This window comes from Streptomyces sp. SP18CS02, from assembly GCF_036322365.1.
In the GTDB taxonomy this organism is placed as follows: domain Bacteria; phylum Actinomycetota; class Actinomycetes; order Streptomycetales; family Streptomycetaceae; genus Streptomyces.
This window is the reverse complement of the sequence record NZ_JAQYXC010000289.1, coordinates 425796-441054: the sequence shown is the minus strand read 5'-3', so window position 1 is coordinate 441054 and position 15259 is coordinate 425796. Positions and strand designations below refer to the sequence as shown.

Below are 15259 nucleotides of genomic sequence, written 5' to 3'. Positions count from 1 at the left end.
AGTACCGGCAGCGGGGGCCGGTCAGCCCCTCGGTGCGGGGCACCCCGGGACCTCAGCCGCGCAGCACCAGCGCCTGTCCGGCGACGACCAGCAGGACGTGCTCGCACTCGTCGGCGAAGGCCGCGTTCAGTCGCCCCAGCTCGTCGCGGTACCGGCGGCTGCCCGCGTCGGCGGGCACGATCCCCGACCCCACCTCGTTCGTGACGGCGACGACCGTACGGGAGGTGGCGCGGACCGCCCCCACCAGTTCCGAGACCCGCTCGCGCAGGGCGCGCTCGCCGCTCCCGGCCCACGTGTCGTCGTCCCAGGCGCCCACCCCGTCCATCGCGTCGGCCAGCCACAGCGACAGGCAGTCGATCAGCAGGGGCGGGCCGTCCCGGGTCAGCAGCGGCACCAGCTCGCAGGTCTCCTCCGTACGCCAGGACGCGGGCCGGCGCTCGCGGTGGAGGCGCACCCGGGCCGCCCACTCGGTGTCGCCGCCGCGGCTGCCGCCCGTCGCCACGTACAGGACGTCCGGGAAGGACTCCAGGCGCCGCTCCGCCTCCACGGACTTGCCCGACCGGGCGCCCCCGGTCACCAGCGTGCGGCGCGGGATACGCGGCGCCTCGTGGAACCCGCCCACCACGACGGTCGTCCCGTCCGGCACCGCGCGCGCCCCGGCCGCGGCCAGCCGGCGGTCCAGCTCGCGTCCCGGCGGTACGTCGTGGTCCAGGTGCGCCGCGACCACATCGGTCGCCGGGCCGATCGCGCCCGCCGCCCGCAGCCGGGCGAACCCGTCCGGCCGCCCGACGACGTCGCCGACCACCATGTCGTACGCCCGCGGCGACCCGTTGAGGCCGGCGGGGGCGCCGCCGGGGGGCAGGTAGAGCAGCCGTTCTCCGTCCGGGGACGTCACCTCGTACCCCGTGCCGGGCGAGTCCATCGGCACCGCCCGGACCCGGTGCCCGCTGATGAGCGTCAACTCCCGTCCGTCCGGCACCCGCCCCGCCGCCGGCAGCCCGGCCGGGAGCTCCACGGCCGGCCCGTCGTGCGGATGCGTCAGCAGTACCTGCCGTACGCCGGTCAGCGAGTGCCCCGCCCGCGCGGCGGCCAGCGCGGCCCCGGGGGTGAGGTCGAGCAGCAGGGCGCCGTCCACCAGCAGCGCGGTGGCGGCGCGGGCCCGCTCGCCTCGGGCGGTCGCGCAGGTGGCGCAGGGGCAGTCGGGGCGGGGGAGCCCCTCGGGGGCGCCGGTGCCGAGCAGAGTCAGTTCCACGATGACGATCCTCCCGCGTCACCGCGCGGGGTGCGCGCCCGGCTACGCTGCGGGCAGGAAACCGATCATCTGGAGGCGCACATGGCATGGACGTGGCGGTTCGAGAAGTCCGACGGCACAGAGGTCCAGCCGGCGGTCCAGCCGGAGGAGTTCACCACCCAGGGGGATGCCGAGTCGTGGATCGGTGAGATCTGGAAGGACCTGCGTGAGGGCGGCGCGGATCAGGTGACGCTGTTCGAGGACGACAAGAAGATCTACGGCCCGATGAGCCTGGACGCGGAAGCCGTGTAGCCCCGCCACCGGGTGCCGCCCGTCCGGACGGCGCGTGCTCGCGCCACGGCCGTCCGGGCACGCCCCGTCGCCGCGCGGTCCGGTGACGGGCTCGGACACCGGGCGGGCGCCTCAGATCTCGCCCAGGGTCACCGTCGCCGTCGAGGACCGTCCGTCGCGCTCGTAGGTCACCGACACCTGGTCGCCCGGCTTCTTCGAGGCCAGGGCCTCCAGCAGGGACGTGATCGTGGTGATCTGCGTGTCGTCCACCCCGGTGATGATGTCGCCCGGCCGGATGCCCGCCTTCGCCGCCGCGCCCCCCGCGGGCGCGTCGACGACCGCCACACCGGCCGGCCGGTAGTCGTCGGTCAGCACGGTGCGGCCGGAGACGTTCAGCGCCGCGCGCCCCGAATCCGTGACCTTGCCCGTGTTCACGATCTGGTCGGCGACCGTCTTCACCATCGAGGCGGGGATCGCGAAGCCGATCCCCGGCGCCGTGCCTCCCAGGTTCGGGTCCGCCGCCGCCAGGGTCGGGATGCCGATGACCTCGCTGTCCAGGTTGACCAGCGCTCCACCGCTGTTGCCCGGGTTGATCGCCGCCGACGTCTGGACCATGTTGCCGATCGTCGCGCCGGTCCCGCCGTCGCGGGCGCCCTCGCTGACCGTGCGGCCGGTCGCCGAGACGATGCCCTGGGTCACGCTGCTGGACAGGCCGAGCGGTGAGCCCATGGCGAGGACGATCTGGCCGACCGCCACCTCGGAGGAGTCCCCGAAGGTCGCCGGCCGCAACCCGGCGGGCGGGTCGTCCAGCCTGATGACGGCCAGGTCCTGCTCCGGATAGCTGGACACCAGCCGGGCGCCGAGCACCTGCTCGCCCGTCGCCACGGTGACCTTGAAGGTCCGCTCGGCGCCGACGACGTGGGCGTTGGTGACGATGTGCCCCTTGTCGTCGTAGACGATCCCCGAGCCCACACTCGATCCGGCGTCGATCTGCACCACCGACGGCAGCACGTCCTTGATCGTGGCCCGGTACGCGCTCTCCAGGTCGGTGGCCGCCCGCTGCGCCACGGCCCGGGCCGTCGCAGCGGCCGGACGCGCAGCGGGAGTGCCGGCCGAACAGCCGGCCGTCAGGGCGGCCACGCAGAGCAGGGGGATCAGTCGGGCGAAACGGGCGTCCATGTCCGGAGTATCGCTCGACCCGGCAGGCGGCGGCTCGCGCTGTGCGGCCGATCAGGTGCGCGGCGGATCAAGGAGCGGCGGTCAGGAACTGCGTCGCGGCCAGCTCCCCGTACAGCGGATCCGACGCCACCAGTTCCGCGTGCGTCCCCACGGCCCGTACCCGGCCGGCGTCCATGACCACGATCCGGTCCGCCAGCGTCACCGTCGACAGCCGGTGGGCGACCACCAGGACGGTCACCTCGCGTGCCGCCTCGGCGACCACGTCCCGCAGCGCCAGTTCGTTGACCGCGTCCAGCTGGGACGTCGCCTCGTCGAGCAGCAGCAGGCGCGGCCCGCGCAGGAGCGCCCGGGCGATCGCCACCCGCTGCCGCTCGCCGCCCGACAACCGCGAACCCCGGTGCCCGACCACGGAGTCGAGGCCGTCCGGCAGCCGTTCGACGAGTCCGTCGAGCCTCGCCCGGGCCAGCACCCGCCGGACGTCCTCGTCGGTCGCGTCCGGAGCGGCGAAGGTCAGGTTCTCCCGCAGCGTCCCGGCCAGGACCGGCGCGTCCTGCTCCACATAGCCGATGGCCGCCCGCAGTTCGGCCAGCGGCCAGTCGCGAACGTCCCGGCCGTCGATCAGGACGCGGCCGCCGGTGGTCTCGTAGAACCGTTCGACCAGCCCGAACACCGTCGTCTTGCCCGCGCCCGACGGGCCGACGAACGCCGTCATGCCGGCGCCCGGCACCTCGAAGGAGACGCCGTGGTGGACATACGGAAGGTCTTCCCGGTAGCGGAACGTGACGTCCTCGAAGACCACCGACGACGCGGGGCCGCTGTCTCCCGCGCGGGCCGGGCCGGGCGCCGTGACCGGCTCGGTCTCCAGCCGCTCCGCCTCGGCGAGCCGCGCGATGGCCGCTGTGCCCACCTGGTACTGCGTCGCCGCCTCCACCAGCCTGGACACCGGGTCGATCAGATAGAAGAGATAGAGCAGGAACGCCACCAGCGTCGAGATGGAGATCGCGCCCGACGCGACCCGCGCGCCGCCGATTCCCAGCACCGCGAGGAACGAGACCTGCACGCACAGCCCGACCGACGACCACGCCAGCGCCTGCCACTTGGCCGCCTTCAGCCCGTACCGCCACGCCTGCGTCGCCGCCGCGTCGACGGCCGCCGTCTCGCGCTCCTCCGCACCCGACGCCTTCACTGTGCGGAACGCTCCGAAGACCCGTTCCAGACGGGTGGATATCTCGGCCACCGCCTCCTGCGAGCGCCGCGTCGCCCGGGAGATCCTCGGCATCACCAGCGCGAAGGCGCCACCGATCACCACGATCACGCCCAGGGTGACGCCGAGCAGCACCGGATCCATCAGCGCCATCATCACGATCGTCGCCACGAACGCGAGCCCGCCCGTCGCCGCCGAGACGATCGACTGGGTCGTGACCGCCCGGAGCAGCGTGGTGTCGGAGGTGATCCGGGACATCAGGTCACCGGGCTGGGTCCGCTCCACCTCCGGCAGCCGCAACCGCAGCAGACGTCCGATCAGGGTGCGGCGGGCGGCCAGCACCACGGACTCGGCGGTGCGCTCCAGGACGTACGCCCCGACCGCCTCGATCGCCGTGCCGAGCAGTACCAGCGCGGTGAGGACCACGAGGACGTCCGTGATCGGCTCGTCCTGGCCGAGCCGGTCGACCAGCGCCTTGGCGGCCAGCGGCTGGAGCACCCCGGTGGCGGCGCCGATCAGCGTGCAGAACGCGCCCAGCGCGACGGCCCAGCGGTGCGGGCGGAAGTGGCGGTGGACGGCGCGCCAGGTCTCGGCGGCGGACAGTTCGAGGGGGTTGTCGACGGAGTCGTCGACGGTGTTCTTCCCGACGGTGTTCTTCGCGGTCACGACCGCTGGGACGCCGCACGCGCCGCTTCCGCCTGACAGCCGGCGCCCGCCCGGGCACACTTGGCCGGATCCCGCCCCTGAGGGGCATCACACATGACCGCACATCGGGCGAATCGTCCGCAGCGGCCGGGGGCGATCCCCGCCGGGCCCGTGTCGCCTGGGCGGGCCCTCACACCGGGGCCGGAACGGGGCCGGAACGGGGCCGGGACCAGGGCCGGAACGGGGGCCGGGGCCGGCCCGCGGGCCGTCGGCCCCACCCGTGGGCTGTCCGGCCGGGCGGCCTCAGCCGCGGACGCCGCACAGGTGCAGCAGCGCCGCCACCCGGCGGTAGGGCTCCGTCCGCCCCGCCCTGTCCTCCGCCGCGAGCAGCCGCTCCAGCTCCTCGGCGGCCGGCAGGCCCTCCTCGGCCGGGACACCGTCGGTGAAGAGCCGCACCCCGTACCAGGCCTGCAGCGGTGCCGCGATGCCGGCGAGCGTCGCGGTCAGGTCCTCCAGGCGATCGGCCCGGACGGTGTGGCCGAGACGGCTGACATAGGTGTCCGACTCGAAGGAGGCCAGGGTGTCCGACCAGTCACCGGCGAGTCCGGGCCGCAGCGCCAGCGCGTCCGCGTTCCGTACGAGCAGGGACAGCAGGCCACCGGGTGCCAGCATCCGGGCGAGCCCCGCGAGCATGGCGTCGGGCTCCTCCACGTACATGAGCACTCCGTGGCAGAGGACCACGTCGAAGCTGCCGGGCAGGAAGTGCACGCCGGTCTCGCGGCCGTCGCCCTCGATCAGTGTGACCCGCTCCCGGATGCCCGCGGGCTCCGTGGCGAGGGCCTCACGGGCGGCCTTGAGCAACCCCGCGTCGGACTCCAGACCGGTCAGGGTGTGCCCGGCCCGTGCCAGGCGCAGCGCCTGGGCGCCCTGGCCCATGCCGACGTCGAGGATGCGCAGACGCTGTCCCACCGGGTAGCGGGCGGCTATCTGCTCGTCCAGCTGGCGGGCGACGAGCTCCTGGCGAACCATGGTGCGCAGTCCGCCGAGCCCGTCGAGCCAGTCACCCGTCATGCCTCCGGAACCGGAGACCTCGGTGCTCAGGGCCGCTCTCCGCGCTTGACCCGAGGCTTGGGCAGCCGCAGCCGGCGCATCTGGAGCGTCCGCATCAGGCCGTACGCCACCGCGCCGCGCTTCGGCTCGTTCGGGAAGCGCTCGGCGAGCTGCTTCTTCAGGCGGATCCAGATGCCGATCGAGTCGATGACGATCAGGACGATCACACCGAGCCAGAGCAGCAGGGCGATGTTCTGGAGCTGGGGGACCCGGATCATGGAGAGCACCAGGATCACCACGGCGAGCGGCAGGAAGAACTCCGCGATGCAGAAGCGTGAGTCGACGAAGTCGCGTACGAAGCGGCGGACCGGGCCCTTGTCACGGGCCGGCAGGTAACGCTCGTCGCCACTGGCGAGCGCCTCGCGCTGCTTGGCGAGGTCCGTGCGACGGGCCTCGCGCTGGCGCTTCATCGCTTCTTTGCGGTCGACCGGCGTCGTCGACGCACGGCGGCGCTGGGTCTGGGCCTCACTCCGCTTCGGGGTCGGGCGGCCCTTGGGGGCCTCGGGGTCGCGGGGCTGCTTGGAGAGGTCCGCCGTCACCTTGTCGGTGGGGGCCTTCTCATCCTTCGAACGGCTACGGAACACAAAGCCCAAGGGTACGGGGTATGTCGCACGTACCCCACCCCCTCGGGGAACGATCCGGCAACGGCGCGCGTCCCTGACGACAGAACCCCGGGCGGGGAACGCAAGCACGGATCCCCGGCGGACACCTACTCCTCAGGCGGGATCCCACGTGGTCGTACTCGTTCTTGGGGATGAGCGCATCGGCGCTCGAACAGTGCGGTAATGGATGCAGGGCCCGTACTGTGGGTTCTGTTGGAGTGCTGGAGTCCAGTCCGTCCAGAAGGGGGCGCGCGAAGCCCATGAGCGGTGTGATGAAGCGTATGGGGATGATCTTCCGCGCGAAGGCAAACAAGGCCCTTGACCGGGCCGAGGATCCGCGCGAGACCCTCGACTACTCGTACCAGAAGCAGCTGGAGCTGTTGCAGAAGGTCCGCCGGGGCGTCGCCGACGTGGCGACCTCGCGCAAGCGCCTGGAACTCCAGCTGAACCACCTCCAGGGCCAGTCCTCCAAGCTGGAGGACCAGGGCCGCAAGGCGCTGGCGCTGGGCCGCGAGGACCTGGCCCGCGAGGCGCTCTCGCGCAGGGCCGCGCTCCAGCAGCAGGTCACGGACCTGGAGACGCAGCACCAGACGCTGCAGGGCGAGGAGGAGAAGCTCACCCTCGCCGCCCAGCGGCTCCAGGCCAAGGTCGACGCCTTCCGTACGAAGAAGGAGACGATCAAGGCGACCTACACCGCCGCGCAGGCGCAGACCAGGATCGCCGAGTCGTTCTCCGGCATCTCGGAGGAGATGAGCGACGTCGGCGTGGCCATCCAGCGCGCCGAGGACAAGACCGCCCAGCTCCAGGCGCGGGCCGGCGCGATCGACGAGCTGCTCGCCTCCGGGGCCCTGGACGATCACTCGGGCCTTGCCAAGGACGACATCCAGGCCGAGCTGGACCGCCTCTCGGGCGGTACGGACGTCGAGCTGGAGCTCCAGCGGATGAAGGCGGAGCTGGCCGGCGGGAGCGCCTCCCAGCAGGCCATCGAGGGCGGCGGCCAGGCGGGTTCCCAGGACCAGCAGGCGCAGCAGTCCCGGCCCCGTTTCGACAAGCAGTGAGCTGACCGGCGGGACCGACGGTCTCCGCCGGCGGGGACGGGCGGAACCGGCGGCCATCGGCCGGAAACGTCCGGAAGCAACCAGAAGCGACCGGAAGCCACGGGACGCGACCGGAAGCCACGGGAATCAACCGGGAACACCCAGGATCAGCAGGCATCAGGCCGCAACCGGCAGAAGGACGGCGCGTCATGATCGTGAGGATCATGGGGGAGGGCCAGATGACGCTGGCGGACAGCCACGTCACCGAGCTCAACAAGCTGGACGAGGAACTGCTCGCCGAGATGGAGTCGGGCGACGGAGAGGGCTTCCGCCGCACGCTCCACGCCCTCCTGGACAAGGTGCGTGAACTGGGTGAGCCCCTCCCCGACGCCTCTCTGGAGCCCTCCGGGCTGATCCTGCCGGCGCCCGACGCCACGCTGGAAGAGGTCCGGGCCATGCTGCGCGACGACGGGCTCATCCCCGGCTGAGAGGCACCGGCGCGGGCCGGCACCTCACCTCCGACACCCTCCGTGCCCCGCCCCGGCGACGACCGGGAGCGGGGCACGGTGTTCCCCCCGCGGGCGCGGCACGCCGTACCGTTGCCCGACGTGACCACCCTCGGAACCCGGCTCGTCCGCGGCCGCTGCTGGCTGCGGTCGCATCCGTACGCGTTCGACGCCGCCCTCGCCCTCGCCGTGCTGATCAGCATGGTCGCCGGGTCGTTCGTCGACCCGCACGGCGGCCCCGACGGCCCCACCTTCGGCACCCGCAGCCCGCAGCCGGCCGGGGTGCTGCTCATGGTGGCGGGCGCGGCGGCACTGGTGCTGCGGCGTACCCGTCCGCTCGGGGTGCTCGCGTTCACCGGCGCCGTCACGTTCGCGGAGCTGGTCGCCGGCGACCCGCCCGCGCCCGTCGCCATGAGCGTGGTCATCGCCCTGTACACCGTCGCCGCGCGCACCGACCGGCCCACCACCTGGCGGGTCGGCCTGCTGACGATGACCGTGCTCACGGGCGCCGCGATGCTCTTCGGGCCCACCCCCTGGTACAGCCAGGAGAACCTGGGCATCTTCGCCTGGAGCGGCATGGCCGCGGCCGGGGGCGACGCCGTCCGCAGCCGCCGGGCCTTCGTCGACGCGATCCGGGAGCGCGCCGAACGCGCCGAGCGCACCCGCGACGAGGAGGCCCGCCGCCGGGTCGCCGAGGAGCGCCTGCGCATAGCCCGGGACCTCCACGACGTCGTCGCCCACCACATCGCCCTGGTCAACGTCCAGGCCGGGGTGGCCGCCCATGTCATGGACAAACGGCCCGACCAGGCCAAGGAGGCCCTGGCCCACGTCCGCGAGGCGAGCCGCTCCGCCCTCGGGGAGCTGCGGGCGACCGTCGGGCTGCTCCGTCAGTCCGGCGACCCGGAGGCCCCCACCGAACCGGCCCCCGGACTCGCCGTCGTCGACGAGCTGCTGGCGACCTTCCGCCATGCCGGCCTCCCCGTCGAACTCGCCCGCACCGACCACGACACCCAGCTCCCGGCCGCCGTGGACCTGGCCGCGTACCGGATCATCCAGGAGGCCCTGACCAATGTGCGCAAGCACGCGGGCCCGGACGCCCGGGCCGAGGTCAGCGTCGTACGGGTCGGCCGCACCATCGAGGTGACCGTGCTCGACGACGGCTCCGCTCCCGGACCGGTCCCGCACCGGGCGGAACCGGCGGACGGCGGAGGGCACGGCCTCCTCGGCATGCGCGAGCGCGTCACCGCCCTCGGCGGGGCCCTGACCGCGGGCCCCCGCTACGGCGGCGGCTTCCGGGTCCAGGCGATACTGCCGCTCACCGCACACACAGGGGAGTCCACATGACCATCAGGGTGCTGCTCGCCGACGACCAGGCGCTGCTGCGCAGCGCGTTCAGGGTGCTGGTCGACTCCGAGCCGGACATGGAGGTCGTGGGGGAGGCCGCCGACGGCGCCCAGGCCGTCGCCCTGGCCCGCTCCGCCAAGGCGGACGTGGTGCTGATGGACATCCGGATGCCCGGTACGGACGGGCTTGCCGCCACCCGCATGATCAGCGCGGACCCCGGCATGGCGGGCGTACGGGTCGTCATGCTGACCACCTTCGAGGTCGACGAGTACGTCGTGCAGTCGCTGCGCGCCGGGGCCTCGGGCTTCCTGGGCAAGGGCGCGGAGCCGGACGAACTGCTCAACGCCATCAGGATCGCGGCCGCCGGCGAGGCGCTGCTGTCGCCCGCCGCGACCAAGGGCCTCATCGCCAGGTTCCTCGCGCAGGGCGGCGCGGACGGCACGGACGGCGAGGCGGCGGCCTACTCGGAGCGGATCGCCCTCCTCACCGTCCGGGAGCGTGAGGTCCTGGTGCTGGTCGGCGGAGGCCACTCCAACGACGAGATCGCCGAACGCCTGGAGGTCAGCCCGCTGACCGTCAAGACCCATGTGAACCGCGCCATGGCCAAGCTCGGCGCCCGCGACCGCGCGCAACTCGTCGTGACGGCGTACGAATCGGGTCTGGTACGCCCAAGGGTGGAGTGAAGGCGCGCTTCCGCGTACTCCAGACGCGGTATGCGGGAGATAAGGAAATGGACCTGGGGGCGACGGATCGCCCCTCTCTCATGGCCGATCGTAAGAACGGGCCACGTGTACGGGGTGAGCCCACCTGCCGAGCACGCCACAGAAGAGAGACCCCATGTCCTGGCTGTCCAGATTCAGCCTCGCGCAAAGGGCCCTGATAGGGCTGATCTCGATCGTCGCGATCGTCTTCGGGGCGATCGCCATCCCGCAGCTGAAGCAGCAGCTCCTGCCCTCCATCGAGCTGCCGATGGTGTCGGTCCTGGCGCCCTACCAGGGCGCGTCCCCCGACGTGGTCGAGAAGCAGGTCGTCGAACCGCTCGAGAACACGATCAAGGCCGTCGACGGGATCAAGGGCGTCACCTCCACGGCGAGCGAGGGCAACGCCGTCATCATGGCGACCTTCGACTTCGGGGACGAGGACACCAAGCAGCTCGTCGCCGACGTCCAGCAGGCCGTCAACCGGGCCCGCGTCCAGCTGCCGGACGACGTGGACCCGCAGGTCGTCGCCGGCTCGACCGACGACATCCCGACCGTCGTCCTCGCCGTCACCTCCGGCAAGGACCAGCAGGCGCTCGCCGCCCAGCTGGAGCGGACGGTCGTCCCCGCCCTGGAGGACATCGACGGTGTCGGCCAGGTCTCCGTCGACGGTGTCCAGGACCTCCAGGTCTCCGTCACCCCGGACAACGCGAAGCTCGCCGCGGCCGGCCTCGACACCATGGCGCTCTCCGAGGCGCTGAAGTCGGGCGGCGCGACCGTCCCGGCCGGCTCGTTCTCCGAGGAGGGCAAGAGCCGCACCGTGCAGGTGGGCGGGGGCTTCACCTCGCTCAAGCAGATCGAGGACCTGCGGATCGCACCGGCGAAGGGCGACCCGGTACGCCTCGGGGACGTCGCCGCGGTGAAGCAGGAGGAGTCGCAGCGGGTCTCCATCACCCGTACGAACGGCAAGCCCAGCCTCGCCGTGATGGCCACCATGGACAACGACGGCAGCGCCGTCGCCATCTCCGACGCGGTCAAGGACAAGCTGCCGGGCCTCCGTGCCGACCTGGGGGCGGGTGCCGAGCTGACCGTCGTCTCCGACCAGGGCCCGGCCGTCTCCAAGTCGATCTCGGGGCTCACGACGGAGGGCGCGCTCGGCCTGCTCTTCGCCGTCATCGTCATCCTGGTCTTCCTCGCCTCCCTGCGCTCGACCATCGTCACCGCGGTCTCCATCCCGCTCTCGGTGGTCCTCGCGCTGATCGTGCTCTGGACCCGCGACCTCTCGCTGAACATGCTCACGCTGGGGGCGCTGACCATCGCCATCGGCCGGGTCGTCGACGACTCGATCGTGGTCCTGGAGAACATCAAGCGGCACCTCGGCTACGGCGAGGAGCGCCAGTCGGCGATCCTGACCGCCGTCAAGGAGGTCGCGGGCGCCGTCACCTCCTCCACCCTCACCACCGTCGCGGTGTTCCTCCCGATCGGCCTGGTCGGCGGCATGGTGGGCGAGCTGTTCGGCTCGTTCTCCCTCACCGTCACCGCCGCCCTGCTCGCCTCCCTCCTCGTCTCCCTGACCGTCGTGCCGGTCCTCTCGTACTGGTTCCTGCGCGCCCCCAAGGGCACGTCCGAGGACCCGGACGAGGCGCGGCGCGTGGCGGAGGAGAAGGAGAACCGCAGCGCCCTGCAGCGGATGTACGTCCCGGTGCTGCGCTTCGCGACCCGTCGCCGGCTCACCAGCGTCGCCATCGCGGTCGTGGTGCTCCTGGGCACCTTCGGCATGGCGCCCCTGCTGAAGACCAACTTCTTCGACCAGGGCGAGCAGGAGGTCCTCTCCGTCAAGCAGGAGCTCGCGCCGGGCACCAGCCTGGAGGCGGCCGACGCCGCGGCGAAGAAGGTCGAGAACGTCCTGGCCTCGGTCGACGAGGTCGAGGACTACCAGGTCACCGTCGGCTCCTCCGGCTTCATGGCGGCCTTCGGCGGCGGCACCGGCGCCAACCAGGCGTCGTACCAGGTCACCCTGAAGGACGCGGCGTCGTACGAGAAGGCCCGCGACAGCATCGACGCGGAGCTGGCCGGGCTCGACGGCATCGGCGACACGACGATCGCGGCGGGCGACGGCTTCGGCAGCCAGGACCTGAGCGTCGTGGTCAAGGCCTCCGACGCGGACACCCTGAAGAAGGCGTCCGAGGCGGTACGGGCCGAGGTCGCCGGGCTCGACGACGTCACCGACGTCCAGAGCGACCTGGCGCAGTCCGTTCCGCGCATCTCGGTCCGGGCCAACGAGAAGGCGGCAGCCGCCGGACTCGACGACGCCAAGCTCGGCGGTGTGGTCGCCCAGGCGATCCGCGGCCTCCCGGCCGGCGAAGCGGTCCTGGGCGACACCCGGCGGAACATCGTCATCACCTCGGCCGCCCCCGCCAGGACCATGGCGGAGCTGAGCAAGCTGCCGCTGGGCCCGGTGAAGCTCGGTGACATCGCCGAGGTGAAGCTGGTCCCGGGCCCGGTCTCGATGACCCGCATCGACGGGGCGCGCGCCGCGACGATCACGGCCAAGCCGACCGGTGACAACACCGGCGCGGTGAGCGCCTCGCTCCAGTCCAGGATCAACGCACTGGACCTGCCCGAGGGCGCCACGGCCACCATCGGCGGCGTCTCGGAGGACCAGGAGGAGGCGTTCCTCAACCTGGGGCTGGCGATGCTGGCGGCGATCGCGATCGTCTTCATGCTGCTCGTCGCGACCTTCAAGTCGCTGGTCCAGCCGCTGATCCTGCTGGTCTCCATCCCGTTCGCGGCCACCGGCGCGATCGGTCTGCTGATCGCGACCGGCACCGCGATGGGCGTCCCGGCGATGATCGGCATGCTGATGCTGATCGGCATCGTCGTGACCAACGCGATCGTGCTGATCGACCTGATCAACCAGTACCGGGCACAGGGCCTAGGGGTCGTCGAAGCGGTGATCGAGGGAGGCCGGCACCGACTGCGTCCGATCCTGATGACCGCCTTGGCGACGATCTTCGCGCTGCTGCCGATGGCGCTGGGCGTCACCGGACAGGGCGGGTTCATCGCCCAGCCGCTCGCCGTGGTCGTGATCGGCGGTCTGGTCACCTCGACGCTGCTCACGCTGCTGCTGGTCCCGACGCTCTACGCGATGGTGGAGCTCCGCAAGGAGCGGCGCCGGGCCAAGCGCGCGGCCAAGCGCGTCGAGAAGGACGGCGGCCCGTCCGGCGGCCGGCCCGCCTCGGAGGAACCGGCACCGGCCAACGCGTAACGGCACGGCCAGCGCGTCACGGCACGGCCGCCGGGCCTCGGCCCCGGCCGAGGCGATGCGGTCCCGCGCGCGGCGCGGCGGCTCCCCCCCGGGGGTGGCTGTCGCGCCGCGTCGTCGGCAGGGCCGGCGGGGGAGCGTTTGCCGGCCTCACCTCCGCGGCCTCCGGTCCACGACGAGGGGCGCCCCGCCATGGCGGGGCGCCCCTCGTGCGCTGTTCTCGCGCCGTGCCGTGGTGTGCGGCTACGGCAGCGCCAGCATCCGCTCCAGCGCGAGCTTGGCGAAGCTCTCGGTCTCCCGGTCGACCTCGATCCGGTTGACCAGGTTGCCCTCGGCGAGCGACTCCAGCGTCCACACCAGGTGGGGCAGGTCGATGCGGTTCATGGTCGAGCAGAAGCAGACCGTCTTGTCGAGGAAGACGATCTCCTTGCCCTCAGGGGCGAACCGGTTCGCCAGGCGGCGCACCAGGTTCAGCTCGGTGCCGATCGCCCACTTGGAGCCGGCCGGGGCCGCTTCCAGGGCCTTGATGATGTACTCGGTCGAGCCCACGTAGTCCGCGGCGGCCACGACCTCGTGCCTGCACTCCGGGTGGACCAGGACGTTGACGCCCGGGATGCGCTCGCGCACGTCGTTGACGGAGTCCAGCGAGAAGCGGCCGTGGACGGAGCAGTGGCCGCGCCACAGGATCATCTTGGCCGCGCGCAGCTGCTCGGGGGTGAGGCCGCCGCCCGGCTTGTGCGGGTTGTAGACGACGCAGTCCTCCAGCGTCATGCCCATGTCGCGCACGGCGGTGTTGCGACCCAGGTGCTGGTCCGGCAGGAAGAGGACCTTCTCGCCCTGCTCGAAGGCCCAGTCGAGCGCGCGCCGGGCGTTGGAGGAGGTGCAGATCGTGCCGCCGTGCTTGCCGGTGAACGCCTTGATGTCGGCCGAGGAGTTCATGTACGAGACCGGGACGGTCACGTCCGCGATACCCGCCTCCGACAGCACGTCCCAGCACTCCGCGACCTGTTCGGCCGTCGCCATGTCGGCCATCGAACACCCGGCGGCCAGGTCCGGCAGGACGACCTTCTGGTCGTCCGAGGTCAGGATGTCCGCCGACTCGGCCATGAAGTGCACACCGCAGAAGACGATGTACTCGGCCTCCGGCCGCGCCGCCGCGTCACGCGCGAGCTTGAAGGAGTCGCCGGTGACGTCCGCGAACTGGATGACCTCGTCGCGCTGGTAGTGGTGCCCGAGGACGAAGACCTTGTCGCCGAGCTTCTCCTTGGCCGCGCGGGCGCGCTCCACCAGGTCGGGGTCGGACGGCGAGGGCAGGTCGCCGGGGCACTCCACACCCCGCTCGCTCTTCGGGTCGGCCTCGCGGCCGAGCAGCAGCAGGGCGAGGGGCGACGGCTGGACGTCCAGGGGCTGGGCGGTGGTCACGTCACGCACCCTTTCTTCTCTTCGGTGGAGGCGGCGAAGCCGCCCGGTGGGGCCGGTACGGGCACCAGCCCCCTTTTCGTCTAATTGACGCTATCTATCATAACCGCTTCACGTCACTTTGACGATGGCCATAGTGTCGATGTGACACATTCGCTCTCGGCACCCTTGGCGCTTGTCGCTCTCCGCGCACGGTGCCCGCTCCCGGACCGGTGTGCGAGCATGAAGGGGTAAGAGAAGCGCTCGGCCCGGAATGAATCCGCGGCCCCGCCGGTTTCCACCGTCGGCAAGCAGTCTCCGTACAACCCGGGAGAGAATGCAGATGTCCGTATCGGACGAGAAGACCACTGTCAGCGACGGCATCCTCCTGTCGGACGCGGCCGCGGCGAAGGTCAAGGCCCTGCTCGACCAGGAAGGGCGCGAGGACCTGGCGCTGCGCGTCGCTGTCCAGCCTGGTGGCTGCTCCGGCCTGCGTTACCAGCTCTTCTTCGACGAGCGTGCGCTCGACGGTGATGTCGTCAAGGACTTCGGCGGCGTCAAGGTCGTCACCGACCGGATGAGCGCCCCGTACCTGGGCGGCGCCTCCATCGACTTCGTCGACACCATCGAGAAGCAGGGCTTCACGATCGACAACCCGAACGCCACCGGCTCCTGCGCCTGCGGCGACTCCTTCAGCTGACGCGCTGACACGAAGGCGGCGGCCCCGGAACACCGGGGCCGCCGCCTTC

13 protein-coding genes are annotated in these 15259 nt (G+C 72.2%); 7 read left to right on the top strand and 6 right to left on the bottom strand.

From position 1 onward, the window contains the following. Positions 1–52: 52 nt before the first annotated feature. Positions 53–1252: a bifunctional adenosylcobinamide kinase/adenosylcobinamide-phosphate guanylyltransferase gene (locus PUR26_RS22320; protein ID WP_329874218.1), complete on the bottom strand. Its 1200-nt coding sequence runs from the start codon at positions 1250–1252 to the stop codon at positions 53–55. Positions 1253–1333: 81 nt separating this feature from the next. Between PUR26_RS22320 and PUR26_RS22315 the strand changes: the two genes are divergently transcribed. Next, positions 1334–1543 carry a hypothetical protein gene (locus PUR26_RS22315; RefSeq protein WP_329874217.1) on the top strand — a complete coding sequence of 70 codons (210 nt, stop codon included), beginning with the start codon at positions 1334–1336 and terminating at the stop codon, positions 1541–1543. A gap of 111 nt (positions 1544–1654) precedes the next feature. On the opposite strand, the gene PUR26_RS22310 is transcribed toward PUR26_RS22315, so the two are convergent. From PUR26_RS22310 to PUR26_RS22295, 4 genes are all read right to left on the bottom strand, one after another. After that, entirely contained in the window at positions 1655–2701 is a 1047-nt protein-coding gene (locus tag PUR26_RS22310; RefSeq protein WP_329874216.1) for a S1C family serine protease, read from the bottom strand. A 67-nt stretch (positions 2702–2768) separates the two neighbouring features. Further along, positions 2769–4508, bottom strand: coding sequence for an ABC transporter ATP-binding protein (locus PUR26_RS22305; protein WP_329874310.1), 1740 nt, complete (start codon positions 4506–4508; stop codon positions 2769–2771). Between the two features lie 345 nt (positions 4509–4853). Next, positions 4854–5621, bottom strand: coding sequence for a class I SAM-dependent methyltransferase (locus PUR26_RS22300; protein WP_329874215.1), 768 nt, complete (start codon positions 5619–5621; stop codon positions 4854–4856). Positions 5622–5647: 26 nt separating this feature from the next. Next, the gene (locus tag PUR26_RS22295; protein WP_329874214.1) at positions 5648–6244 is read right to left on the bottom strand and encodes a DUF3043 domain-containing protein; all 597 of its coding nucleotides are present in this window, start codon (positions 6242–6244) and stop codon (positions 5648–5650) included. A 278-nt stretch (positions 6245–6522) separates the two neighbouring features. Between PUR26_RS22295 and PUR26_RS22290 the strand changes: the two genes are divergently transcribed. The 5 genes from PUR26_RS22290 to PUR26_RS22270 all read left to right on the top strand — a co-directional run bounded on the left by PUR26_RS22290 (position 6523) and on the right by PUR26_RS22270 (position 13115). Next, on the top strand, positions 6523–7320 hold the full coding sequence (locus PUR26_RS22290; protein ID WP_329874213.1) for a PspA/IM30 family protein: 798 nt from the start codon (positions 6523–6525) through the stop codon (positions 7318–7320). Between the two features lie 188 nt (positions 7321–7508). Beyond that, positions 7509–7787, top strand: coding sequence for a PspA-associated protein PspAA (pspAA, locus tag PUR26_RS22285; protein ID WP_329874212.1), 279 nt, complete (start codon positions 7509–7511; stop codon positions 7785–7787). 111 nt (positions 7788–7898) lie between these two features. Next, the gene (locus PUR26_RS22280) at positions 7899–9149 is read left to right on the top strand and encodes a sensor histidine kinase (RefSeq protein ID WP_329874211.1); all 1251 of its coding nucleotides are present in this window, start codon (positions 7899–7901) and stop codon (positions 9147–9149) included. Then, on the top strand, positions 9146–9832 hold the full coding sequence (locus PUR26_RS22275; RefSeq protein WP_329874210.1) for a response regulator transcription factor: 687 nt from the start codon (positions 9146–9148) through the stop codon (positions 9830–9832). Before PUR26_RS22280 ends, PUR26_RS22275 begins: the two co-directional genes overlap by 4 nt. Before the next feature lie 154 nt (positions 9833–9986). Then, positions 9987–13115 carry an efflux RND transporter permease subunit gene (locus PUR26_RS22270; protein ID WP_329874209.1) on the top strand — a complete coding sequence of 1043 codons (3129 nt, stop codon included), beginning with the start codon at positions 9987–9989 and terminating at the stop codon, positions 13113–13115. A gap of 240 nt (positions 13116–13355) precedes the next feature. On the opposite strand, the gene nadA is transcribed toward PUR26_RS22270, so the two are convergent. Further along, the gene (nadA, locus tag PUR26_RS22265) at positions 13356–14534 is read right to left on the bottom strand and encodes a quinolinate synthase NadA (protein ID WP_329874208.1); all 1179 of its coding nucleotides are present in this window, start codon (positions 14532–14534) and stop codon (positions 13356–13358) included. Between the two features lie 319 nt (positions 14535–14853). Between nadA and PUR26_RS22260 the strand changes: the two genes are divergently transcribed. Continuing rightward, positions 14854–15210, top strand: a complete 357-nt coding sequence (locus PUR26_RS22260) for an iron-sulfur cluster assembly accessory protein (protein ID WP_329874308.1) — start codon at positions 14854–14856, stop codon at positions 15208–15210. Positions 15211–15259 lie beyond the last annotated feature (49 nt).

Excerpts from the sequence above, each read along its gene's own strand:
- PUR26_RS22300 (WP_329874215.1), bottom strand. The coding sequence starts at position 5,621 with ATGACGGGTGACTGGCTCGACGGGCTCGGCGGACTGCGCACCATGGTT.
- PUR26_RS22315 (WP_329874217.1), top strand. The coding sequence starts at position 1,334 with ATGGCATGGACGTGGCGGTTCGAGAAGTCCGACGGCACAGAGGTCCAG.
- PUR26_RS22310 (WP_329874216.1), bottom strand. The coding sequence starts at position 2,701 with ATGGACGCCCGTTTCGCCCGACTGATCCCCCTGCTCTGCGTGGCCGCC.
- PUR26_RS22275 (WP_329874210.1), top strand. The coding sequence starts at position 9,146 with ATGACCATCAGGGTGCTGCTCGCCGACGACCAGGCGCTGCTGCGCAGC.
- PUR26_RS22290 (WP_329874213.1), top strand. The coding sequence starts at position 6,523 with ATGAGCGGTGTGATGAAGCGTATGGGGATGATCTTCCGCGCGAAGGCA.
- pspAA (WP_329874212.1), top strand. The coding sequence starts at position 7,509 with ATGATCGTGAGGATCATGGGGGAGGGCCAGATGACGCTGGCGGACAGC.
- PUR26_RS22270 (WP_329874209.1), top strand. The coding sequence starts at position 9,987 with ATGTCCTGGCTGTCCAGATTCAGCCTCGCGCAAAGGGCCCTGATAGGG.
- PUR26_RS22260 (WP_329874308.1), top strand. The coding sequence starts at position 14,854 with ATGTCCGTATCGGACGAGAAGACCACTGTCAGCGACGGCATCCTCCTG.